Source organism: Marinobacter sp. ELB17 (assembly GCF_000169375.1).
In the GTDB taxonomy this organism is placed as follows: Bacteria; Pseudomonadota; Gammaproteobacteria; order Pseudomonadales; family Oleiphilaceae; genus Marinobacter.
In genome coordinates, this window is the sequence record NZ_AAXY01000002.1 from 337,769 (window position 1) to 360,918 (window position 23,150).

A 23,150-nucleotide genomic window follows, 5' to 3' on the forward strand; every position below is an offset into this window, starting at 1 on the left:
ATGGGAAGGTATGATACACCTTGTGAAAACAAGGCTCCATTGCACCAACCCTCTGTATACACATCGTTAAGGAAATAGCGCGAATATGTGTTTGATTGCGTTTACTCTGGGCCAGAATCGGCACTATCCGCTGGTGGTTGCTGCTAACCGGGATGAATTCTTCAACCGGCCTACGGCCGCTATGGAGTGGTGGACTGGTGCAAGCCATGCGCTGGCTTCAAAGCCGGTTCTGGCAGGCCGGGATTTACAGGCCGGCGGTACCTGGCTGGCTGTCAGCGCCAACGGTGTTGTCAGCGCGGTCACCAATGTGCGCGAAGGCAGCCCGGAGCCCGGCGTTATTAGCCGCGGTGATTTGCCTCTGCGCGCCTTACAACAATCGCGCCAAGCCTTGCACAGGCACTTAGCCGATAACGCCAGCCGCTATTCCGGTTTTAATCTGGTGACACTCGATGCCGGCCAGAAACGCGCGGCAGGCTCTGGCGGCTGGTATTTCAGCAACCGCGACGCTCACCCGGGGCGCAGCCTGCACCGCGGCAGCTACGGCGTTAGCAATCACCTGCTGCAAACGCCCTGGCCCAAACTGTTGCGTCTGCGCCAACATGTCACCAGCACCGTCGTCGCAGCCGGTGAAGACAGTGAGCCTTTGCACCAGACGCTAATCAATCACTTGATAGATGCCACTCCGGCCCCGGATCATTTGTTGCCCCGCACCGGGGTGAGCCTTGATACCGAGCGCATGTTGTCACCGGCGTTCATTATTGGCGAGCATTACGGCACCCGCGTAACCACGGTCGTGACCGTGGCCGCCAGTGGCGAAATACGGGTTACCGAGCAAACCTGGCAACCCGGCGGCAAATCCGGTGAATGTCGGCAAATGTGCTGGCAGCAGTAGCCCACAGGCTCTGTTATAATCCGCCGGATAATACATTCTAGTGCCCCGTCTGGCGGCATTATTCGATTCGATCACAGCGGAGGCTTTTATGGCTGGCAAAAAAGACACCGCGGCTGCCGCGACAAAAGCACCCTCGTTGGGTGGCTTTGAAAAATCCCTGGAGGAGCTGGAACAGCTGGTGCGTGACCTGGAGCACGGCGAGTTAACACTGGAGCAATCACTGGCTACCTTCGAACGTGGCGTCGGCCTTACCCGTGATTGCCAACAAGCCCTGAAAAGTGCAGAGCAGCGGGTAGAAATGCTGATACAAAACGGCGATGGCAGTCTGGAAACCCGACCGTTCCTTGAACAAAGTGGGCAGGGCGATCAGAGCAGCGATTCGTGAACACCATCACCCGCTTGCCAGCCAGTGATTTTTTGCAACACTGCCGCGCTGAGATTGACCAGCAGCTAGCCGATTATATGGATCAAGCCAGCGCATCCCAGCGCCTGCAGGACGCCATGCGCTATGGCTTGCTGGGTGGTGGCAAGCGCATTCGTCCAGCGCTTTGCCTAGCCGCTGCCGAAGCCGTTGGCGGTCAGCGCCAAATAGCTCTGGCACCAGCTTGTGCTCTGGAGATGATTCACGCGTACTCGCTGATGCACGACGACTTGCCGGCCATGGACAACGATGATCTGCGCCGCGGCCGCGCCACCGCCCACATCGCATTCGACGAATCTTCGGCCATACTTGCTGGCGACGCTCTGCAGGCAGAGGCGTTTCGGGTACTGGCCACGGCGCCGCGGTTAAGCGCTGAAGTCAAACTGGCTATGGTAAAAGCCTTGGCGAACGCCTGCGGGGCAAACGGTATGGTGGGCGGGCAGGCTATTGATCTGGAGTCTGTGGCAAGAACCCTGACTCTGGACCAGCTAGAGAATATGCACCGCCATAAGACCGGCGCTCTGATTGAAGCCAGTGTGCACCTTGGCGCACTGGCCGGTGGCGTAAAAGACCCCGCGTTGCTAGACGCCCTGGCTCGTTACGCCCGCGCGCTGGGACTGGCGTTTCAGGTGCAGGACGATTTGCTCGACATAGAAGGCGATACCGAGGTGATGGGCAAAACCCAAGGCTCTGATATCGCTCGCGGCAAACCCACCTATCCCGCACTATTGGGGCCGAAAGGCGCGCGCGAACTCTTGGCAAGGTTGCTAGCCGAGGCTCACGAAAGCCTGAAAGGGCTTGGCATTCAGGCCGACGCCCTGCACGCCATGGCAGATTACATAGTGGCTCGTAGCCACTAAGCAAACGCCCGCGTAACATTCCGGGCATTGAGTCGCTCCCGCTACGAGGCGCACACTGCGGGATAAACACTTGGTAAACGACAAGGCTCGGGGCTGATACAACCAGAAGATACAGCGTATACAGCTACAACCCTTGCCGATTACGCAAAAAAGAACCAAGCAGATGCAGGACACAATGATTTTCAGGGAAATCCCCTTACAGCGACCCAACACCCCCATGCTGGACCGTATTGGCTCGCCGGCAGACATGCGCCAGTTACCCGCCGATCAGTTAACTCAGCTAGCACGGGAGCTGCGGTCGTTTCTATTGTGGTCGGTGGGCACCACAGGCGGCCACTTTGGCGCTGGCCTGGGCGTACTGGAACTAACGGTTGCTCTGCACTATGTGTTCAACACGCCGGAAGACCGCCTGGTTTGGGACGTGGGCCATCAGGCCTACCCTCATAAAATCCTGACAGGACGCCGCGAACAGATGGGCAGCATTCGCCGCAAAAACGGCCTCGCAGGGTTCCCGAAACGCACTGAGAGCCCTTACGACACCTTTGGTGTGGGCCATTCCAGCACCTCTATCAGCGCCGCCCTGGGCATGGCCATTGCCTCCAATCAGCAAGGGCTGACGCGCAAAAGCATCGCGGTGATTGGTGATGGCGCCATGACCGCCGGTATGGCATTTGAAGCACTGAATCACGCCGGCCATTTGAAGGCCGATATGCTGGTGATTCTGAACGACAACGACATGTCGATTTCCCGCAACGTAGGTGGCCTGTCTAATTATTTTGCCAAGCTGTTATCCAGTCGCACTTATCATCAAATGCGCGACAGCAGCAAAAAAGTGCTTGAGATAGCCCCGGGCCTGCGCGAACTGGCAAAAAAAACCGAAGAACATTTCAAAGGCATGATTGCCCCAGGCACCCTGTTTGAAGAATTGGGTTTCAATTACATCGGCCCCATTGACGGCCACGACCTGCCATTACTGGTAGAAACCCTGGAGAACATCCGCGAGCTCAGCGGCCCCCAGTTTTTGCACATTGTCACCACCAAAGGCAAAGGTTTTGCTCCCGCAGAAGCCGACCCGATTGGCTACCACGCCATCAACAAAATAGAACCCATGGCAGCCACCACTGTTGCCAGCGGCAACCCGACGCCGGTTAAATCTGGCCCGGCCGCGCTCAAATACGCCAACGTCTTTGGCCAATGGCTGTGTGATGCCGCAGCCGCGGATGAGCGGGTAATGGGCATAACCCCCGCCATGTGCGAGGGCTCTGATCTTTTGGCCTTTGCCGAGCGTTTTCCCGCGCGTTATTTTGACGTTGCCATTGCCGAGCAGCACGCTGTTACTTTGGCCGCCGGCATGGCCTGTGATGGAGCTAAACCGGTGGTAGCCATCTACTCCACCTTCTTACAGCGTGGTTACGATCAGCTTATCCACGATGTAGCCATTCAGAATCTGGACGTACTGTTTGCCATTGACCGCGCTGGGCTGGTGGGCGAAGACGGCCCGACTCATGCCGGAGCCTTCGACATCAGTTATCTGCGTTGCATCCCTAATATGGTGTTGATGACACCGTCTGACGAAAACGAAACCCGACAGTTACTGCACACCGGGCTGGTGCATGAAGGCCCGGCGGCGGTGCGCTATCCCCGCGGTAGCGGCAGCGGAGTCGAGATTGACCCGCTGTTGCACACACTACCCCTGGGTAAAGGCCGGGTTGTGCGCGAACGCGAGCGCAAGAGCGCAAGCGGCCGTATCGCCATCCTGAATTTTGGTGCCCTTTTGCCGCGAGCCCTGAAAGCCGCACAGGCGCTGGACGCCACAGTGGCCGATATGCGCTTTGTAAAACCGCTGGATGAAGACCTGATACGCCAGTTGGCAGAGCAGCACGATTTGCTGGTGACTCTGGAAGAAAATGCCATCGCCGGGGGCGCCGGCAGTGCGGTTTGCGAATGGTTGAATCAGGAAGAAATTACCATGCCGGTGCTGCAGCTGGGACTGCCCGACAAGTTCGTTGACCACGGCAGCCGCAATCAGCTGTTAGAGGAATGTGGTCTGGATGCCGCGACTATCGAGCGCATCATAACTGGCCGCGTGCAACGATTGGTCAGCCAGTCGGGCATAGCCGCGCAGTCTTCCTGATAATTGCCTGACTCTGACAAGAGGTGGAGACTGAGCAGGCGAGGTATAAAAGCCGCCTGCTGCGCTCAGAGGCTCAGAGCTGGGGGTCATCGTCCTGATGAATCGCCAGAAAATGACCGAGTTTGCTCTGCTTGGTGTCCAGGTAGTGCTCGTTATGGGGATTTCTCCCTACGTGCAGCTCGACTCTTTCCACAACATCAATGCCGTATGACGACAACGCCTTTACTTTTCGCGGGTTGTTAGTCATCAACCGCAAGCGCTTTATACCCAAGTGCTCCAACATATCTTTGCACATGCTGTAGTCACGAAGATCCGCTGCAAAACCCAGACGTTCGTTGGCTTCGACTGTGTCGGCACCCTGATCCTGAAGGTTGTAGGCACGAATCTTGTTGAGCAAGCCGATGCCGCGGCCTTCCTGGCGCAGATACATCAGAATACCGCGACCTTCACGAGCGATGCTGCGCAAGGCTTCTTCCAATTGATAACCACAGTCACAGCGCATGCTGTAAAGAGCATCACCGGTCAGGCACTCCGAGTGGGTGCGGGCTAACATGGGTTCCTCGCCAGCCAGATCACCCAGCGTCAGCGCAACGTGCTCTTTGCCGGTGTCCGGCTCTTCAAAACCGTGCATTTCAAAAACCCCAAACGGGGTCGGCAGCCGGCAAGTTTCAATATAACGAACAGCCACTGTAATTCCTCGTGGTTCGATCTTATGATCTTAGATGGAGCAGCCTGCCTGCGGCAGGTACATTGTTTCTAATGGATCAGGTGCTGGCCTGCCAGTGGCCACTGCGGCCGCCTTTCTTTTCCACCAAGCGCAGGTTGCTTACAACCATGGCCTTGTCGACTGCTTTGCACATGTCGTAAACGGTCAACGCGGCGATACTGGCCGCCGTTAGCGCTTCCATTTCTACACCAGTCTGACCAGACAGCTTGCACAAGGTGCGAATGTGGACCGACATGCCGTCTGCACCGGGCTCTAGCTCTACCTTCACCGAGGTCAGGTTTAAGGCGTGGCACAGGGGGATCAGATCGTGCGTGCGCTTGGCCGCCATAATGCCGGCAATACGTGCCACCGCCAAAACGTCACCCTTCGGGTGTTGGCCATCCACGATCATCGCCAGAGTTTGGGCCGACATACTGACCGTGGCCTCGGCGCGGGCTTCGCGCTCGGTTACCACTTTGGCGGTAACGTCGACCATGCGTGCTTCGCCTTTGTCATTCAGGTGCGTCAGTTTACTCACAGCTTCTCCCATTGGCATAACCGCCGAATAAACACCTACGACGTTATTGGTTCAATACACATCTACGATGTAAAAAATATGTTACATCATAACAAATGTGGCGCTGCGCTGTTATACGTCGGCTTATGCCCACCAGAAGCCAATGCCAGCGATACCTTGTGCGCCGCATTGGCGGGCCTTTGGCAGATCGGCTGGCGATAAGCCGCCAATGCCATACACCGGTAGTCGTGCCGCTGACACCAGTTGACTGAACGCGTACCAGCCCAGAGGCGCCTCATTGGGGTGACTAGGCGTATCCAATACATGCCCCAAAATTGCATAGTCGGCACCCATGGACGCAGCGTGGGCCAATTGCTCTGCGTTATGGCAGGAAACCCCTAACTTGTAGCATTCAGCCACCGGCCGCTGCTGACATTGGCTGGCGTGGCGCCAGGGCAAATGCACGCCAGCAGCTTGGGGATGGCGGTCTATCAACTCGGGCACGCCGTGTAACATAAGCTCGCTGCCATTACTCTGACACAGCGCCAAAGCACTCTGCGCCAAGCGATTGTAAGCTATCGCCTGTTCGGCCAAATCCGGGGCCCGCAACACGATCAGCGGCGGCTGGCTAACCTGCAGCGCTGTTTGCAAACGTTTCAGGCCACTTTCACCATCTGCTACGTCGCAGCCCGTTAGCGCCAACTGCGAAGGCAGTTGAAGAGCGCGGATAATTGGGCGATTCGCTGCGGGGAAATCCGCATCGCGTAAATCCTGCGGCAATAGCCACTGAATCGGCTGACCTTCGCGACCGTGAGCCTCGCCCGCTGCTGCGTCGGTCGACCAAACATCTAGAAAAACACGCTTGTCGCCATAATCGTGTCGAACACCAATTACGGGCTGCAAAGCGGATTCGATCAACTTTAATCCGGTTTCTTCGGCAATCTCACGCACTAACGCCTGCTGCACGGTTTCACCCGGCTCCACTTTACCGCCAGGAAACTCCAGTAATCCCCCCTGATGGGCGTGTTCGAGCCTGCGGGCAATCAGTACCCGCCCATCGCGAATGATCACACCGACGGCGACGTGCACTTCACGTAATACGCCTGGCGCTTGCTCAGGTACCTTTCCAGGTGCTTTCTCAGGTGCTTTCTCAGGTGCTTTCTCAGGTGCTTTCTCAGGTGCTTTCTCAGGTGCTTTCTCAGGTACTTCCTCAGGTACTTTCCCAAGTGCTATCGCAGGCGGTCGCTCAGGCATTTTATTAGTCACAGGCATCAACTGCGGTAGTCGGCGTTGATGGTGACATAGTCGTGGGAGAAGTCGCAGGTCCAGACGGTTTCATTCACTGCGCCTCGCTTGAGGTCGATGCGGATGGTAATTTCTTCCTGGTTCATCACCGCCTGCCCGCGTTCCTCCGAGTAATCGTCTGCCCGGCCGCCATTCTGTACCAGACACACGTCTCCCAGATAAATCTCCAGGGCGTTCAAGTCCAGGCCTTCGACACCAGCGCGGCCAACGGCGGCCAGAATGCGACCCCAGTTGGGGTCTGATGCAAACAGCGCAGTTTTAACCAGCGGCGAATGGGCGACCGTGTAGGCTACATCCAGAGCTTCATTGACTGTCGCTGCGTGGTTAACCTCAATGGTCACAAACTTGGTTGCCCCTTCACCGTCGCGCACAATGGCGTGGGCCAGATCCATATACACCTGGCGCAAAGCGTCTTTCAACGGCGCCAGTAGCGAACTGTCAGCGGTTATTTCCGGGCCGCCGTAACAACCGCTGGCCATCAGCATGCAAGCGTCGTTGGTGGAGGTGTCACCGTCGATGGTAATGCGATTGAAGGACTGCTCACCCAGCTCCGAGGCCAGGGATTGCAAGACTTCCGGCGCGATACGGGCGTCGGTAGCAATGAACCCCAGCATGGTAGCCATGTTGGGGCGAATCATGCCCGCGCCCTTGCTAATGCCGGAAATACTCACCGTATGACCGCCCAAATCCACTTGCACCGATGCCCCTTTGGGACGAGTGTCGGTGGTCATAATGCCGTTTGCCGCTTCTGCCCAGCGATCTACGCGAGTATCCGCCAGTGCATCGGGCAGCGCTGCGACAATTTTGGCGACTGGCAGGGGCTCACCGATCACACCGGTAGAAAATGGCAACACCTGTTGCTCGCCAACGCCGGCAGCAGCTGCAAGAGCCTCGCAGCAGACTGCTGCGTCGGCCAGGCCGCGTTCGCCAGTGCCCGCGTTGGCGTTACCGGTATTAATGAGTAGATAGCGCGGCGCACCTGCAGCAAGATGCTTGCGACTAAGCGTAACCGGTGCCGCACAGAACTGGTTGCGGGTGAAAATTCCGGCTACCTGCGTGCCCTCAGCCAAGGAAAATAATACGATATCTTTGCGGCCAGACTTTTTAATACCGGCACTGGCAATACCCAGTTCTACGCCTGTGATGGGAAAAAACTCGGGTAAGGTTCCGGGACCTACCGCCATGGTAATTCTCCTGACAAATAATGAATAAAGACTGCCCGCAGGCATTCAAAACGCAAAAACCCGCAGCCTGAATGAACCAGATTGCGGGTTGAAAATAGCTTTCAATGACAGTGCTGTTTAACTAATTTTGCCACAGCACTGCTTGAACTTCTTACCAGACCCGCAAGGACAAGGCTCATTACGGCCCACTTTTCGCTCGTTACGTACAAAGGTTTCCGGCATGGCCTGGCGTGAACTATCGTCGCCACCGGCCTCTCCCCCGGCGCCAGCCTGAGATGTTGCGCTGGTTTCGTTGTGGCGCAGACGAGCACGTGCCAGTTCATTCGCCAATGCCTCTTTACGCTGGCGCTCAATTTCTTCCAACTCTTCCTGACTTTGCACTTTAACGTGGCAAAGCACCCGAATAACATCCCCCTTCATGGCTTCCAGCATACTTTCAAACAGATTGAAGGCTTCGCGCTTGTATTCCTGCTTCGGGTTTTTCTGAGCGTAACCACGCAGGTGAATACCGCGGCGCAGGTGGTCCATATTCGACAGATGCTCTTTCCACAAGGTATCCAATACCTGCAAAAACACCTGTTTTTCAAACTTACGCATGGGTTCCGCGCCGACCACGGCCTCTTTGGCGTCGTAAGCAGTCACAATCAGCTCCAGAATTTTCTGGCGTAAATTGTCTTCGTAGAGTTTGCTGTCTTCATCCAGCCACTGCTGGACCGGAAGATCAATGCCCATTTCCGACTGCAGCTGGGTTTCCAAACCGGCAACATCCCATTGCTCCGGCATGCTCTGCGGTGGAATGTGAGCACTCACCAGGGTGTCTACTACGTCAGCGCGAATGGTTTTCACCATCTCCGACACGTCGTCTGAACCCATTACGTCGTTGCGCTGGTCGTAAATGACCGAACGCTGGTCGTTGGCAACGTCGTCGTATTCCAGCAGCGTTTTGCGCATGTCAAAGTTTCGGCCTTCGACCTTGCGCTGGGATTTCTCAATGGCGTTAGTGACCATGCGATGCTCAATGGCCTCGCCTTTTTTCATACCCATGGCCTGCATCAGACTCTTGACCTTGTCCGGAGCAAATATCCGCATAAGGTTGTCTTCCAGCGACAGGAAGAAGCGGGATGAACCCGGATCGCCCTGGCGGCCGGCACGACCCCGCAATTGGTTGTCAATGCGGCGGCTTTCATGACGCTCGGTGCCAATGATGTGCAAACCGCCGGCTTCCAGCACGCTGTTGTGGCGCTCAGTCCACGCATCTCTCAGCACCGCGCTCTGTTCGTCAGTCGGGCTATCATGTCCTGCCAACTCATATTCCCAGTTACCACCGAGCACGATATCGGTACCCCGCCCAGCCATGTTGGTGGCAATGGTAACGGCGCCAGGGCGGCCCGCCTGTGCAATAATCTGGGCTTCGAATTCGTGCTGCTTGGCGTTCAGAATTTTATAATCAATCTGGGTTTTCTTCAGCAGGCTCGCCAAACGCTCAGACGCCTCGATGGACGCAGTACCCACCAGAATGGGCCGACCTTCGCCTGTAGCGTCTTTAATTTCGTCGATAATGGCGTGGAATTTTTCTTCTTCCGTCAGGTACACCAAATCGTTGTAATCGGTCCGCTGAATCGGTTTGTTAGGCGGAATGACCACCACATCCAAGCCGTAAATCTGGCGAAATTCAAACGCTTCGGTGTCTGCGGTACCGGTCATGCCCGACAGCTTTTCATACAGCCGAAAGTAGTTCTGGAAAGTGGTGGACGCCAGGGTCTGGCTTTCCGCATGAATTTTCACGCCTTCTTTGGCTTCAATCGCCTGATGCAAACCTTCACTCCAGCGCCGGCCCGGCATGGTGCGACCGGTGTGCTCGTCAACAATGATAACCTGCTCGCCCTGCACGATGTAATCCACGTTTTTCTGGAACAGGTTATGGGCCCGCAATCCGGAGTGCACGTGATGCAGAAGGCTGAGATTGGCCGCGGAATACAGGTTTTCATCCGCTTTAAGCAGTTCCCGCTCCAGCAGCAACTGCTCTACTTTTTCGTGGCCGCGCTCGGTCAGTTCTACCTGACGAGTTTTTTCGTCAATAGTGAAATCGCCGGTAGGATCGCCTTCCTCTGGCACTTCACCTTTTTCCAAGCTCGGAATCAGAATGTTAATCGCCTGATACATCTTCGAGCTGTCTTCGGCGGCGCCAGAAATAATCAGCGGTGTACGGGCTTCGTCGATCAGAATGGAGTCGACTTCGTCAACGATAGCGAAATGAAGACCGCGCTGAACTTTGTCCGCGGTACTGAACGCCATGTTGTCGCGCAGGTAGTCAAAACCGAATTCGTTGTTGGTGCCGTAGGTGATATCAGCCTGATAAGCGGCGCGCTTTTCTTCGCCCGGTTGGCCGGCGTTTACAACGCCCACTTGCAGACCCATAAAGTTATACAACTTACCCATCCAGTCCGCATCGCGGCGGGCCAGATAATCGTTCACGGTGATCACGTGAACGCCCCTGCCAGACAAAGCGTTCAGATAAGCCGACGCGGTGGACATCAGGGTTTTACCCTCACCGGTTTTCATTTCGGCTATGCGGCCCTCATGCAGGGTTACAGCACCTACAAACTGCACGTCGTAATGGCGCATGCCCATGACTCTGCCACTGGCTTCGCGCACGCAGGCAAACGCCTCGGGCATCAGCTCGTCTAGACTTTCGCCTTTTTGCAGGCGCTCACGGAACTCTGTGGTTTTTCCCTGCAACTCGCTGTCGGTCAGGCTGCCAAATTGCTTTTCAAGTTCATTAATACGCACGGCAATCTTGCGCATTCGCTTGATTTCCCTGGCGTTCTTACTACCGAATACTTTCGTTGCAAGCTTTGTGAACATAGACCAATGCTTCTTTGATTAAACGGAGGAAGCCGGCATTCTACCTTTATTTAGCGGCGGGGCAAAAGCCACAGCCGGTGACAACAACGCCAGCCGACAATTCGGCGCTGCCAATCACATTTGCGTTACAGGATTTTCTAATGGCTGGCCCGCGCCATGTACTTCACCGGATCTGTCGTGCGGCCATGTTTCAGTACTTCAAAATGCACGTGGGGCCCGGTAGACCGGCCGGTACTGCCCATCAGCGCCACCACCTGGGCTTTCTGGACCAGGTCACCGACTTTTACACTCACGGCTTTGGCATGGGCGTAGCGGGTAACCAAACCATCGCCATGGGCGATTTCCACCAGGTTGCCATAGCCACGACGCTTGCCAGCCCAAGTAACAACGCCCGCGGCCACCGCAACAATGTCACTGCCGTCTTTGCCTGCCAGATCAACGCCGCCATGCCAGGTGCGTTTGCCGCTAAACGGATCCGTTCGGTAGCCATATTCGGATGACAGCCAACCCCAGGTAATGGGGCGGCCCTCAACAAAACGTTCATCATCAAATTTTTGCCGCGAGGCCAGCTTGTCCAGCAAACGCAACTGCTGCTCGCGATTGTCTAAGCGGTGTTCCAAGCGCTCAATCATCTCGCTTAGACCCGGCACGTTGTAAGACTCTGGAGGCAATAGCACTTCGGGGCCGCCCACTGGCGCCGGAGCGCTAAAATCAAACTCTTCGTTGTTCACCAGTCCACTTTCGACAAATCGTTGCCCCAAAGCGTCCAGCCGCAACAGGCGGCCCTGCATCGCACCCAGGCGTAGCGTCATGGCATCGACTTGATGCTGCACGTCTGTTTCAACCTGCGCCAGTGCGGCCTTCTGCTCCTGCAAGCGTGCCTGCCAGCGTACAACTAACTCAGCGCTAGCAGGGGTTTCAGCTCCAATTTTCGCCACCGCCAGCGTGTAGCCAGTCCAACTGGCAATGGCTGTCAGCACCAGAGCAAAAATCAGCAAGGCGAGTAAAAAACGGCGATTCAGTATGATGGCCGGAGGCGGGAGCAGATCAGAAACAATGTTTGTCGTCATAATGTGTGGTTGTTGCAGTGGATCGCAAACCGATGTTTAAAGCACCCGCCAGCGGTTACACTGGTTATGAATAGTCGTGGTACTCACCTAAAAAAGAAAAAGAAGTGTACCCAATGGTTTACAGCTCCGTCGAGTACCCAGGCCGCAATGACGCCAAAAAATGAACAGAAAATGACTTTCGACCCATTCTCCGGGCCGGCCGGCTTGCGCAAACTGGTGGCGCGGGCCGAGCAGCACCGGCTTGCTGAACAGGCGCTGCTGGCTGAATTGCCGCCGTCGTTGCAGTCAGGTACGCGTTTTGTGAGCTGTCATGAGGGCGAACTTGTTCTGGCAGCAGACAGCGGGCCCAAAGCCAGCCAGATTCGCTTTCGCCAGCATGACATTATGACTGCTGCGCGCAATCTGGAGTTATTTCGCTTTGTCTGGAAGCTGAAAGTAAAGGTTGTACCGCCGCGCTTTCAGGACAAGGCGATGGCCAAAAAGCTGCCACTAAGTAAAGAAAACGCCCAGCTCCTCAAAGAAGAAGCCGGGCACACAAAAGACAAAGCGTTGCGCGAGATTCTGGAAAAGCTCGCCAGTCACGTTCGCGACTGACGATGGCGCTTCAGGCGCTGGCTAATACAGGTTTGACGTAAGAAATCGGAGCATTCGCTTCGTCATCAAAGGTGACTACTTCCCAGGCGTCCTGCTCTGCAATAAGAAGGCGCAGCAAGCGATTGTTCAGGTCGTGGCCGGATTTCACTCCGCGGAACTCACCAATCAGGCTGTTGCCCAACAGATACAGGTCGCCGATAGCGTCCAGAACCTTGTGCTTAACGAACTCGTCTTCATAACGCAAACCGTCTTCGTTAAGAATTTTGTAATCATCAACAACGATGGCGTTATCAACGCTGCCACCAAGAGCCAGGTTCATAGAGCGAAGTTTTTCAATATCGCGCATGAAGCCGAAGGTGCGGGCCCGACTGACTTCTTTCACAAACGAAGTGCTGGAGAAATCAACAGTGGCGTTCTGGGCGCGGCCTTTGAAAGCAGGGTGATCAAAGTCGATACCAAAGCTGACCTTGAAGCCTTTAAATGGCAAAAAGGTAGCGCTTTTATCACCGTCTGTGATCGATACTTCACGTTTGATGCGGATAAATTTCTTGGCTGCGTCTTGCTCGGCAATACCGGCAGACTGCAGCAAAAACACGAAAGGCCCTGCCGAGCCATCCATGATCGGCACTTCAGAAGCGCTCAGTTCCACAAAGCAGTTATCGATACCCAAGCCGGCCATAGCAGACAGTAAGTGCTCTACCGTTGACACCCGTACGCCGTCTTTCATCAATGTGGTTGACAGCATGGTCTCGCCGACATTTTCTGCACGGGCCCGAATTTCGACCACAGGGTCCAGGTCGGTACGGCAAAAAATAATGCCAGCGTCAATGGGTGCGGGCTTAAGGGTTAGATACACCTTTTCACCCGAATGCAGGCCAATGCCGGTAGCGCGAATGGTGTTTTTCAGAGTCCGTTGTTTGATCATCGGTCCATAGTTCCGTCGAAAAGGCGATACGCTAAGCAAAAAAACTGCTCGCACAATATCAGAAAATACAACTGGCCACCATGAAAACGCCCTTTTCTGCTCAAAAAACAGCCAAAACGGGCCATAGGTAACCAGTGCACACTTTCCCGACTGAAGGTTTCAAACACCCGCCCCAGCCGGCTCCGGGTCATATTTATGACAGTCTATCAATCCGCCTGACGGCGAAGGAATGCGGGAATATCGAGATAGTCCACATTCTGCTCTTCGCTGTCGCGACCTTGATCCAGCGCCGTATTACCGGAAGCCACTGCGCGACGACGCAGAATGGCCGGCCGGTCCAGTTGGTTGTAGTCGGTTTTGCCATCCAGAGTGCGGCTATTATCGACCACTTTGGTCGGTTTTTCGCGACTGCCGCCCAGGCCGGTGGCTACTACAGTCACCTTAAGTTCGTCCGTCAAGTCCTGATCAATCACCGTGCCCACAACCACTGTGGCCGTATCTGAAGCAAATTCGCGAATGATGTCGCCTACCTCAGCAAACTCGCCCAGATTCAGGTTAATGCCGGCGGTAATGTTAACCAGAATGCCCTTGGCACCGTGCAGGTTAACGTCTTCCAACAGCGGGCTGCGAATAGCGGCTTCGGCGGCTTCACGGGCACGATTTTCACCGGTTGCTCGGGCCGTACCCATCATCGCCATGCCCATTTCGGACATCACCGTTTTCACGTCTGCGAAGTCGACGTTGATCATGCCATTGCGGGTAATCAGATCGGCAATACCCTGAACCGCGCCCAGCAGTACGTCGTTAGCAGACGCAAAGGCATCCAGCAGGCTGGTATTCTTGCCCATCACCGACAGCAGCTTCTCGTTAGGGATGGTGATCAATGAGTCTACGCACTCTTCCAGCTCGCGCAGCCCGGCTTCCGCCACGCTCATACGCTTGCCGCCTTCAAACAGAAATGGTTTGGTGACTACGGCGACGGTCAGAATGCCCAGCTCGCGGGCCACTTGAGCCACTACCGGTGCCGCACCCGTACCGGTACCGCCACCCATGCCAGCGGTAATGAACACCATATCCGCTCCGCTGAGTGCGTCAGCAATACGGTCGCGGTCTTCCAACGCCGACTGACGTCCTATTTCCGGATTAGCACCGGCACCCAGGCCCTTGGTGATAGCGCCACCGAGCTGGATGATTTGGCGTGCGTCCAGGTCTTTCAAGGCCTGGGCATCCGTGTTGGCACAGATAAAATCAACACCTTCAATATCGCTGTTTAGCATATGACGCACGGCGTTACCGCCACCGCCACCCACACCAACCACTTTTATGACTGCGTTTTGCTGCACACTATCGACAAGTTCAAACATATCCCCACTCCTTCGTGCTTTAGTCAGCCTGTTTTCCGGCTGTTCTTTTTTAAGATTTGATGGTTCAAAACGGTTGCTGTTGTGCTTGTCTGGCGGCTCAGAAATGGCCGGTAAACCAGGCTTTCATTCGCTCAAACAGCGTGGGAGCATGCTCCCCCTTGAGCACCGGCGCCCGCCCCAGATCCATTTGGCGGAAACCGTGTATCAACAACCCAACACCCGTGGCGTAAATCGGGTTGTTAACCACTTCCGTCATGCCCGACACGGCCTGCGGACAGGCCAGCCTGACCGGCATGTGGAAAATCTCTTCTGCTAGCTCAATCACGCCCTCCATGGTGGATGCGCCTCCCGTAATTACGATGCCCGCCGGGATCATGTCTTCAAATCCCGAACGTCGAAGCTCCGACTGCACCAACATGAACAGTTCTTCGTAGCGCGGCTCAACCACTTCGGCTAAAGCCTGACGTGACAAATCTCGCGGAGCGCGATCGCCAACGCTGGGCACTTTGATGGTTTCATCCGCGCCCGCCAACTGGGTCAGCGCGCAAGCGTATTTGATTTTGATTTCTTCGGCGTTCTGGGTTGGCGTACGCAACGCCATGGCGATGTCGTTGGTGACCTGATCACCGGCGATCGGAATCACAGCGGTGTGGCGAATAGCGCCACCGGTAAACACTGCGATGTCGGTGGTACCGCCGCCCATATCCACCACGCACACGCCCAACTCTTTTTCATCTTCAGTGAGAATGGCGTGGCTGGAAGCCAGCTGCTCAAGAATGATGTCGTCGACTTCAAGGCCACAGCGGCGAATGCATTTTTCAATATTCTGGGCGGCGTTCACCGCGCAGGTCACCAAGTGCACCTTGGCTTCCAGGCGCACGCCAGACATGCCCAGCGGCTCTTTAATGCCTTCCTGGTTATCAATCACAAATTCCTGCGGCAGTATGTGCAGAATTTTCTGATCGGCCGGAATGGCCACGGCCTGGGCTGCGTCAATTACCCGATCGATATCCGCCTGGGTCACCTCGCGATCACGAATGGCCACAATGCCGTGGGAGTTCAGGCTTTTGATGTGGCTACCGGCAATGCCTGCGTACACCGAATGAATGCGACAGCCGGCCATCAGCTCGGCTTCTTCCACCGCGCGTTGAATAGCCTGAACCGTGACTTCAATATTGACCACGACACCGCGCTTCAGCCCTTTTGAGGGGTTAGAGCCAACGCCCAACACCTCAATAGAGCCGTCCATTTTGCGCTTACCAACAATGGCCACCACTTTTGAGGTGCCAATATCCAGGCCGACAATCATGTTTTCCGTTTCAACCGATGACATGTGTTCCACCAAACCCCAGGTCTGAATAAACCGTTGTTATGTTTTCGGAGTTGAGGCAGCCGTAACCGCCTTCCACTGCACCGCTACACCATTGGTGTAGCGCGCATCCACCCTACTGACTTCATCTGCCCGGGATGACAGCCGGGCCTGATACACGGTCATAAACCGCTCAAAACGCTGCTCAACCTGGTCACGGCCCAGCACAACATCTATGCCGTTACTCAGGCGCAGGGTCCACGCCCCGCGCTGCTCCAGATTCAGGCCACTGAAGCCAAGTCCATGGCCAACCAGTTGATCACTCAGCGCGCGCGCCATGGCGATCACATCTCTTACCCGCTCATCAGGACCGGACAACAACGGCAAAGCGCCGGCCACTTGCGGGTTTGGTGGGCTGAACAACTCGCCCGTGCGGCTAACCAGGCGGCCGTCGCTCCAGTAGGCCAGCGGCTTTTTCTCGCGAATGTTGACCGTTAGACGGTTTGGCCATTCGCGCTTCACGGCCGCCGATTCAACCCACGGGCGCTGCTCCAGGCTAGCCTTGATCTCTTCCAGATCAGTTGCGAAATAGCTGCCTCCAACCCAGGCCCCAAGGTGGCGCTCCAGGCCCACCTGGTTTTCGCCAACCAGCGTGCCATTCACGTCGATAGCTAAAATCTGCTGATCCATGGCGGCCAGCACTTTACTGACGCCCCAGGGCACCAGTGCTGCGGTCAGGATCACCACAATACCCAAACCAAACTGCAACCAAGGCACGGCGCCAAATACCGCTTTTAACACTGCAAACCGATCATGCTCCGGGCCAAGGGTTGTTGCCCCACGGCGTTGCGGCGGCTCGGACGGCAGTGTCCGAGCCCGGATCAGCAGGTTATCAAGCATGGCCCGGCTCTCCTTCTTGTTCTGCGCCGTTTTGCTCCAGAGTGTCGGCCAGAATGCGCACCACCAGTTCTTCAAAACTAATGCCCGCTGCCCGTGCAGACATTGGCACCAAGCTGTGGTCGGTCATTCCCGGCACGGTATTCACCTCCAGCAACCAGAACTTACCGTCAGCATCCTGCATAATGTCGACCCGGCCCCAGGTGCGGCAGCCCACAACCCGGAAGGCTTCAAGCGCTAACTGCTGAAGACGCAGTTCTTCATCTGCTGACAGCCCACAGGGAATGCAGTAGCGGGTGTCGTCGGCCAGATACTTGGCGTCGTAATCGTAAAACACGTGATCGGTGCTCAGGCCGATAGCCGGTAGCGCGCGGTCTTGCAACAAACTGACGGTAAATTCCGGGCCTTCAATCCACTCTTCCACCAACACCGAGGTATCCAGCGCCGCGGCCGCCTGCCATGCTTGAACTAACTCGCCTGCACTGGTGACTTTACAGATGCCAATACTTGATCCTTCACGCGACGGTTTCACGCTCAGCGGCATTCGCAACTCAGCGGCGATACTGTTGGCGTCTTCCGCAGACGCCATGGTGCGGAACTTGGGCGTGGCCAAACCGCAACCCGCAAACACGTATTTGGTGCGCAGCTTGTCCATGGCCAGGGCCGAAGCCATCACGTCACTGCCAGTGAACGGAATACCGGCTTGGGACAGAATCGCCTGCAGCGTACCGTCTTCACCACCGCGACCGTGCAACGCAATAAATACCCGGTCGAACTCTGGCTGCTCCACGGTTTTCAACAGACAACCTTGCACGTCTACGCCAAAGGCATTTACACCCGCTGACAGCAGCGCCGAAAGCACTGCTTGTCCGCTTTTCAGCGACACATCGCGCTCGGCGGAATCACCGCCCATAAACACGGCCACCCGGCCAAAGGCCCTCAGCATGGCAGGCTCGGCCAGAAACGGCTGTATTTGGTGCAATATTGGATAGTGCTGCAATGGATAGTGCTGCTGGTCACTCACCGCTTATCTCCCCTGTTGCTACTACTCCCGTTGTTGCCAGACGGGCTGCCACCGCCCCGATATCACCGGCCCCTTGAGTTATCAGCAAGTCACCATCGCGCAACACGCTGGCCAACAGGGTTTCGATGTCTTTATTGTGCTCGACAAACACCGGTTCTACTTTGCCTCGCTGGCGCAGGCTGCGGCACAGCGCGCGGCCGTCACATCCGGGGATCGCTGCTTCGCCGGCGGAGTAAACGTCCATCAGCAGCAAACCATCCACCGTAGACAGCACTTTGACAAAATCTTCGTAAAGGTCACGGGTGCGGCTGAACCGGTGCGGCTGGTACAGCATGACCACGCGTCGGCCGGGCCAAGCATCACGAGCGGCGCGAATGACCGCGGCGACTTCGGTGGGGTGGTGGCCATAATCGTCAACCAGGGTTATGGAACCCTTGGCGATCGGATAGTCGCCGTACACCTGAAAGCGCCGGCCAACACCGGCGAAACCCGCCAAACCGCGGCCGATTGACGCGTCGTCAACACCGTCATCGGTGGCCACGGCAATCACCGCCAGAGCGTTGAGCACGTTGTGGCGGCCAGGCATTTTCAGCTCTACCTGCAAATCGGCCCGCGGCCCCGGGCGCTTTACCAGAAAGCGCGTGCGCAGGCCGTCAGACACAATATTCTCGGCGCGGTAGTCGGCCTCCGGATTATCAATACCGTAAGTAATAATGGTGCGCGAGATACGCGGCAGTATTTCACGCACGTAGGGATCGTCTATGCACATCACGGCCACGCCGTAAAACGGTAAGTTGTGGAGGAAATCAACAAAAGTCTGCTTCAGCTTTTCCACATCGCCACCGTAGGTGTCCATGTGGTCGGCTTCGATGTTGGTGACCACGGAAATCAGCGGTGTCAGGTGCAGAAACGATGCGTCGCTCTCGTCGGCTTCCGCGATCAGGTAGCGCGATCCGCCCAGCTTGGCATTGGTGCCGGCGCTGTTTAGCTTGCCACCAATCACAAAGGTCGGGTCCAGACCCGCCTCAGCAAACACCGAAGCAATCAGGCTGGTGGTGGTGGTTTTACCGTGGGTTCCGGCAACCGCAATGCCGTGGCGATAACGCATGATTTCCGCCAGCATTTCCGCTCGCGGCACGATGGGAATGCGATTACTGCGCGCAGCAACCACTTCCGGGTTGTTGGCCGCCACCGCTGAAGACACCACGACCACATCGGCTTTTTCAGTATTTTCGGCGCGATGGCCAATCTGTACATCAATACCCATGGCCGTCAGGCGCTGGGTAACGGCACCGTGGCGCAAGTCAGAGCCGGACACGTTATAGCCCTGGTTCTTTAGCACCTCGGCAATACCGCTCATGCCGGCGCCGCCAATACCGACAAAGTGAATATGACGGATGCGGCGCATTTCCGGTACCTGATATACCAGTGGCAGTGTGTTGGCATCAGCCATTGGCGGCCTCCAGACAATAATTCACGACTCTCTCCGTTGCATCGATGCGGGCCAGCTTGCGAGCTGCCTGCGACATCATTAATACCCGTTCACGATCATTTACCAGATCGCCCAGAGTGTCTGCCAACAGCGCGGGGGTAAGGCGCGGCTGGGGTATAAGTAGGGCCGCACCGGCGCTAACCATCTGTTCGCCGTTGCGTGTCTGGTGGTCATCCACCGCGTAGGGGAAAGGCACCAGAATGGCGGCGCAACCGGCAGCACAGAGTTCCGACACGGTTAACGCACCCGCGCGGCACAGCACCAGATCGGCCCAGGCAAAAGCCGCAGCCATATCGGTAATGAATGGCTCCACGCTGGCCTCAACGCCTACTGCCTGATAGGCATCGCGAGCGGCCTCGGCGTGGTTTTCACCGCACTGGTGGCGCACTTGTGGGCGACACTCGCCCGCCATTTGCGCCAGCGCCTGGGGCACCTGCTGGTTGAACACCTGTGCGCCCAGACTGCCACCAACGACGAGTAACTGCAGCGGGCCTGTGCGCCCCGCCAGACGTTCTATTGGTGCTGCCAGCGCGGCAAAATCCGTGCGCACCGGATTGCCGGTGCAGCGGGTGACAGTTTTTGCATCAAAGCTACCGGGGAATGCTTCCAGCACAGTGTCGGCGAAGCGCACCAGCAGTCTATTGGTCATGCCGGCAACGGCGTTCTGTTCGTGAATGACCAAGGGTGTGCCGGTCAACCTGGCCGCTAACCCACCAGGGCCGGTCACAAAGCCGCCCATGCCAACCACGCAGTGCGGGCGAATGCGCCGAATAATGGTGAACGCTTCGCCCAGGGCACGCATCAGTTTGAACGGTGCTTTTATCAGCGCCAGCTTGCCCTTGCCGCGCAATCCAGAAATATGGATCAACGACATTTCAATATCGGTATCGGCGACCAGCCGCTGTTCCATTCCGCCAATGGCACCCAGCCAGAACACCTGATGGCCGCGGGCCTGCAAGGCGCGGGCGGTAGCCAGCGCCGGGAACACGTGGCCACCAGTGCCACCGGCCATCATCAAAAAACGCCGGGGTTCAGTCATAAGCAGCCCCTCCCCGGTGTTTCTTGCCGGCAGGCTCGGCTGCTGCCGTTTCGGCATCTAAGCGCTCCATCTCTATGCGCGCCAATATGCTCAGGCACACGCAGGTCATCATCAAGCTGGAACCGCCGTAACTAACCAATGGTAACGTTAGCCCTTTGGTAGGCAGCAATCCGGTGGCTACCGCCATATTAATGGCCGCCTGCAGGCCAATCAACAGGCTAATGCCATAGGCGAAACAGGCCGCAAATGGCTGCTTGGCCTGTTCTGCGCGGCGGGCAATCACAAAACCGCTGATCACCAGAATGGTAAACAGTGCCACCACTAACAAAGCCCCAATCAGGCCAAATTCTTCGGCAATAATGGCGAAAATAAAGTCGGTATGGGCCTCGGGCAGAAAAAACAGCTTCTGAATTGAGTTGCCCAAGCCGACTCCGGTCCAGTCTCCGCGTCCGAACGCAATCAGCGACTGGGTCAGCTGATAACCGCTGTTAAACTGGTCCTGCCACGGGTCCAGATAGCTCACTACGCGTTTCATTCGATAGGGCTCGGCAATCACTGCCAGGGCGCCCAGTGCAGCCAGTGCCACAACTAAGGGTGCAAAGCGCATAAGGCTGACACCGCTAAGGAAAATCATGCCGGCGGCTGCGCCCACCAGCACCACGGTGGCGCCAAAGTCCGGCTGCACCATCAGCAGGCTCGAGGCCACACCCATCACCGCCAGCGGCTTGATAAAACCGGGCCAGGTATTCAACAGCTCTTCGCGGCGGCGAACCACGTAGCTGGCTAGATAACCCACCAGGCAAACCTTGGCGATTTCGGACACCTGAACGTTGAAAATGCCAAACGGAATCCAGCGAGTAGAGCCGTTTACCGTGCGCCCCAGCGGCGTTAGCACCAGCACCAAAACCAACAACCCCACGCCCAACAGCAACCAGCCGCTATTCTGCCACCAGAAAACCGGCACATTAACCGCGATCAGAGCCAACATGCAGCCAAGCACCACAAACACAAGCTGGCGAACTATAAAGTGGTAACTATTGCCAAAGGTCGCACTGGCAATGTCCATAGACGCCGACGAAATCATCACCAGCCCCAACACCATCAACGCGGCGGCGCTAACAATCAGCAATGGCAAGGGTTGCAGCGCTGAATGACGATTGCCGTACACGGGCAATACCGATTGGGCCTGAATCATAGCGCCTCCACCAGCGTGCGGAAGCGCTCACCGCGATCAATATAATCACGGAACATATCCAGACTGGCGCAGGCCGGCGATAACAACACCCGGTCACCCGGTTGCGCCAGCCGCGCGGCGCTTGCCACCGCGTCGGCCAAGCTATTTTCAATATGGGTTGCGGTGCCCTGCGCCAGAACTTCTTGCAGCTGCGCCGCATCACGGCCAATCAGAACGACCGCACGGCAGTGTCGGCGTGCAGGGTCCGCTAGCGGGCTGAAATCGGCGCCTTTTCCATCACCGCCAGCAATCAGCACAATCTTGCCCGCCGCCGGTGCCAGACTGTCGAGCGCGGCAACTGTAGCGCCCACGTTGGTGCCTTTTGAATCGTTGATGTACTCAACGCCATTGACCAGGCGAAGTGATTCACAACGGTGGGGCAAACCGTGAAATGCGCGCGCGGTCGCCAGCATGCTATCCATGGGCAGACCGGCCGCTTTGCCCAGACCAAGCGCCGCCATCACGTTGCTGAGGTTATGGCGGCCGACTAGTCCAAGTTCATCGGCGCGAATCAGATTATCCAACCCCCAGGTTACCCAGGGGTGGCCACTGACACTGTCGTCACGGGTGCTGAAGGTCTCCGGATTGACCCGGTTCATACCAAAGCAGATAAAGCGCAGAGTGTTCCGCGCCATAGGTGTACTAAGGGCGTCATCCAGATTCACAATGGCGTACTGACAGCCACGGAATATCCGCTGTTTGGCTTGGTAATAGGCCATTTTATCTGGGTAACGATCCATATGGTCGTCACTGACATTGAGCACCGTAGCCGCCAGCGCATTCAGTTCATCCGTCGTCTCCAGTTGAAAACTGGACAGTTCCAACACGTATAAGCGCGCCCCGGTATTCAACAAATCCAGCGCCGGAGTGCCAATATTGCCACCCACTGCCACCTGGTAACCGGCATCACGAGCCATGTCAGCGACCAGCGTGGTCACCGTGGTTTTGCCATTGGAACCGGTGATGGCAATAATCGGAGCATCGGCGGCTTCTGCAAACAGGTCAATATCACCGCGAATACGCGCGCCACTGGCAGCAGCAGCAGCGATAGCGGGCTCGGCCACACTAATACCCGGGCTTACAATCAGTTCACTGAAAGCGCTGAAAACGTCGCTGTCAAACGCACCCAAATGTACTTCGACGTCAGGCCAACCGGTTTGCAGCTCAGCAAGACCCGGTGGTGCCTCACGGGTGTCAGCCACGGCCAGGTTGCGGCCTTGTGCTGCCAGATAGCGCACGCAGGAAAGCCCGGTTTTACCGAGCCCTACGATTAACGTGCGACGATCCGACACAATGACACCCATATTCGGCAACCCTC

At 56.6% G+C, this 23,150-nt stretch carries 19 protein-coding genes and 1 pseudogene; 5 read left to right on the top strand and 15 right to left on the bottom strand.

Annotated elements, in window-relative coordinates; translation table 11 throughout:
- Window positions 1-85 precede the first annotated feature (85 nt).
- The 4 genes from MELB17_RS04390 (at window position 86) to dxs (ending at window position 4,307) form a co-directional block, all read left to right on the top strand.
- Window positions 86-892: an NRDE family protein gene (locus tag MELB17_RS04390; protein ID WP_007348934.1), complete on the top strand. Its 807-nt coding sequence runs from the start codon at window positions 86-88 to the stop codon at window positions 890-892.
- 88 nt (window positions 893-980) lie between these two features.
- On the top strand, window positions 981-1,277 hold the full coding sequence (locus tag MELB17_RS04395) for an exodeoxyribonuclease VII small subunit (RefSeq protein WP_007348935.1): 297 nt from the start codon (window positions 981-983) through the stop codon (window positions 1,275-1,277).
- The gene (locus MELB17_RS04400) at window positions 1,274-2,173 is read left to right on the top strand and encodes a polyprenyl synthetase family protein (protein WP_007348936.1); all 900 of its coding nucleotides are present in this window, start codon (window positions 1,274-1,276) and stop codon (window positions 2,171-2,173) included. The genes MELB17_RS04395 and MELB17_RS04400 overlap by 4 nt, the downstream gene beginning before the upstream one ends.
- 163 nt (window positions 2,174-2,336) lie before the next feature.
- Complete coding sequence (gene dxs, locus MELB17_RS04405) at window positions 2,337-4,307, top strand: 1-deoxy-D-xylulose-5-phosphate synthase (RefSeq protein ID WP_007348937.1); 1,971 nt, start codon at window positions 2,337-2,339, stop codon at window positions 4,305-4,307.
- A gap of 73 nt (window positions 4,308-4,380) precedes the next feature.
- On the opposite strand, the gene ribA is transcribed toward dxs, so the two are convergent.
- The 6 genes from ribA to MELB17_RS04435 all read right to left on the bottom strand — a co-directional run bounded on the left by ribA (window position 4,381) and on the right by MELB17_RS04435 (window position 11,954).
- Complete coding sequence (ribA, locus tag MELB17_RS04410; protein ID WP_007348938.1) at window positions 4,381-4,995, bottom strand: GTP cyclohydrolase II; 615 nt, start codon at window positions 4,993-4,995, stop codon at window positions 4,381-4,383.
- A 76-nt stretch (window positions 4,996-5,071) separates the two neighbouring features.
- Window positions 5,072-5,563, bottom strand: coding sequence for a cyclic pyranopterin monophosphate synthase MoaC (gene moaC, locus MELB17_RS04415; protein WP_319795875.1), 492 nt, complete (start codon window positions 5,561-5,563; stop codon window positions 5,072-5,074).
- 111 nt (window positions 5,564-5,674) lie between these two features.
- Window positions 5,675-6,619: a Nudix family hydrolase gene (locus MELB17_RS04420; protein ID WP_007348940.1), complete on the bottom strand. Its 945-nt coding sequence runs from the start codon at window positions 6,617-6,619 to the stop codon at window positions 5,675-5,677.
- 182 nt (window positions 6,620-6,801) lie between these two features.
- On the bottom strand, window positions 6,802-8,019 hold the full coding sequence (gene argJ / locus MELB17_RS04425) for a bifunctional glutamate N-acetyltransferase/amino-acid acetyltransferase ArgJ (protein WP_007348941.1): 1,218 nt from the start codon (window positions 8,017-8,019) through the stop codon (window positions 6,802-6,804).
- Window positions 8,020-8,136: 117 nt separating this feature from the next.
- The gene (gene secA / locus MELB17_RS04430; protein ID WP_007348942.1) at window positions 8,137-10,884 is read right to left on the bottom strand and encodes a preprotein translocase subunit SecA; all 2,748 of its coding nucleotides are present in this window, start codon (window positions 10,882-10,884) and stop codon (window positions 8,137-8,139) included.
- A gap of 137 nt (window positions 10,885-11,021) precedes the next feature.
- The gene (locus MELB17_RS04435; RefSeq protein ID WP_007348943.1) at window positions 11,022-11,954 is read right to left on the bottom strand and encodes a M23 family metallopeptidase; all 933 of its coding nucleotides are present in this window, start codon (window positions 11,952-11,954) and stop codon (window positions 11,022-11,024) included.
- 147 nt (window positions 11,955-12,101) lie between these two features.
- Between MELB17_RS04435 and MELB17_RS04440 the strand changes: the two genes are divergently transcribed.
- Window positions 12,102-12,548 carry a DciA family protein gene (locus MELB17_RS04440; RefSeq protein WP_007348944.1) on the top strand — a complete coding sequence of 149 codons (447 nt, stop codon included), beginning with the start codon at window positions 12,102-12,104 and terminating at the stop codon, window positions 12,546-12,548.
- 10 nt (window positions 12,549-12,558) lie between these two features.
- On the opposite strand, the gene lpxC is transcribed toward MELB17_RS04440, so the two are convergent.
- The 9 genes and pseudogenes from lpxC to murD form a co-directional block, all read right to left on the bottom strand.
- Window positions 12,559-13,473 (bottom strand): UDP-3-O-acyl-N-acetylglucosamine deacetylase, encoded by a 915-nt coding sequence (gene lpxC, locus MELB17_RS04445; RefSeq protein ID WP_007348945.1) that lies wholly within the window; start codon window positions 13,471-13,473, stop codon window positions 12,559-12,561.
- Between the two features lie 377 nt (window positions 13,474-13,850).
- A pseudogene (gene ftsZ, locus MELB17_RS04455) lies at window positions 13,851-14,837 on the bottom strand (cell division protein FtsZ); the annotation flags it as partial.
- Between the two features lie 97 nt (window positions 14,838-14,934).
- A complete protein-coding gene (gene ftsA / locus MELB17_RS04460; protein WP_007348948.1) occupies window positions 14,935-16,170 on the bottom strand; it encodes a cell division protein FtsA in 1,236 nt (411 codons plus the stop codon).
- Between the two features lie 36 nt (window positions 16,171-16,206).
- On the bottom strand, window positions 16,207-17,046 hold the full coding sequence (locus MELB17_RS04465) for a cell division protein FtsQ/DivIB (protein WP_007348949.1): 840 nt from the start codon (window positions 17,044-17,046) through the stop codon (window positions 16,207-16,209).
- On the bottom strand, window positions 17,039-18,067 hold the full coding sequence (locus MELB17_RS04470; protein ID WP_007348950.1) for a D-alanine--D-alanine ligase: 1,029 nt from the start codon (window positions 18,065-18,067) through the stop codon (window positions 17,039-17,041). The genes MELB17_RS04465 and MELB17_RS04470 overlap by 8 nt, the downstream gene beginning before the upstream one ends.
- A complete protein-coding gene (murC, locus tag MELB17_RS04475) occupies window positions 18,060-19,520 on the bottom strand; it encodes a UDP-N-acetylmuramate--L-alanine ligase (RefSeq protein WP_007348951.1) in 1,461 nt (486 codons plus the stop codon). The genes MELB17_RS04470 and murC overlap by 8 nt, the downstream gene beginning before the upstream one ends.
- Complete coding sequence (gene murG / locus MELB17_RS04480) at window positions 19,513-20,598, bottom strand: undecaprenyldiphospho-muramoylpentapeptide beta-N-acetylglucosaminyltransferase (RefSeq protein WP_007348952.1); 1,086 nt, start codon at window positions 20,596-20,598, stop codon at window positions 19,513-19,515. The genes murC and murG overlap by 8 nt, the downstream gene beginning before the upstream one ends.
- Window positions 20,591-21,793, bottom strand: coding sequence for a putative lipid II flippase FtsW (ftsW, locus tag MELB17_RS04485; RefSeq protein ID WP_007348953.1), 1,203 nt, complete (start codon window positions 21,791-21,793; stop codon window positions 20,591-20,593). The genes murG and ftsW overlap by 8 nt, the downstream gene beginning before the upstream one ends.
- Window positions 21,790-23,136: a UDP-N-acetylmuramoyl-L-alanine--D-glutamate ligase gene (murD, locus tag MELB17_RS04490; RefSeq protein WP_007348954.1), complete on the bottom strand. Its 1,347-nt coding sequence runs from the start codon at window positions 23,134-23,136 to the stop codon at window positions 21,790-21,792. The genes ftsW and murD overlap by 4 nt, the downstream gene beginning before the upstream one ends.
- Window positions 23,137-23,150 lie beyond the last annotated feature (14 nt).

Excerpts from the sequence above, each read along its gene's own strand:
- MELB17_RS04390 (WP_007348934.1), top strand. The coding sequence starts at position 86 with ATGTGTTTGATTGCGTTTACTCTGGGCCAGAATCGGCACTATCCGCTG.
- MELB17_RS04395 (WP_007348935.1), top strand. The coding sequence starts at position 981 with ATGGCTGGCAAAAAAGACACCGCGGCTGCCGCGACAAAAGCACCCTCG.
- dxs (WP_007348937.1), top strand. The coding sequence starts at position 2,337 with ATGCAGGACACAATGATTTTCAGGGAAATCCCCTTACAGCGACCCAAC.
- moaC (WP_319795875.1), bottom strand. The coding sequence starts at position 5,563 with ATGGGAGAAGCTGTGAGTAAACTGACGCACCTGAATGACAAAGGCGAA.
- argJ (WP_007348941.1), bottom strand. The coding sequence starts at position 8,019 with ATGGCGGTAGGTCCCGGAACCTTACCCGAGTTTTTTCCCATCACAGGC.
- secA (WP_007348942.1), bottom strand. The coding sequence starts at position 10,884 with ATGTTCACAAAGCTTGCAACGAAAGTATTCGGTAGTAAGAACGCCAGG.
- MELB17_RS04435 (WP_007348943.1), bottom strand. The coding sequence starts at position 11,954 with ATGACGACAAACATTGTTTCTGATCTGCTCCCGCCTCCGGCCATCATA.
- MELB17_RS04440 (WP_007348944.1), top strand. The coding sequence starts at position 12,102 with ATGACGCCAAAAAATGAACAGAAAATGACTTTCGACCCATTCTCCGGG.
- lpxC (WP_007348945.1), bottom strand. The coding sequence starts at position 13,473 with ATGATCAAACAACGGACTCTGAAAAACACCATTCGCGCTACCGGCATT.
- ftsA (WP_007348948.1), bottom strand. The coding sequence starts at position 16,170 with ATGTCATCGGTTGAAACGGAAAACATGATTGTCGGCCTGGATATTGGC.
- MELB17_RS04465 (WP_007348949.1), bottom strand. The coding sequence starts at position 17,046 with ATGCTTGATAACCTGCTGATCCGGGCTCGGACACTGCCGTCCGAGCCG.
- murC (WP_007348951.1), bottom strand. The coding sequence starts at position 19,520 with ATGGCTGATGCCAACACACTGCCACTGGTATATCAGGTACCGGAAATG.
- murG (WP_007348952.1), bottom strand. The coding sequence starts at position 20,598 with ATGACTGAACCCCGGCGTTTTTTGATGATGGCCGGTGGCACTGGTGGC.
- ftsW (WP_007348953.1), bottom strand. The coding sequence starts at position 21,793 with ATGATTCAGGCCCAATCGGTATTGCCCGTGTACGGCAATCGTCATTCA.
- murD (WP_007348954.1), bottom strand. The coding sequence starts at position 23,136 with ATGGGTGTCATTGTGTCGGATCGTCGCACGTTAATCGTAGGGCTCGGT.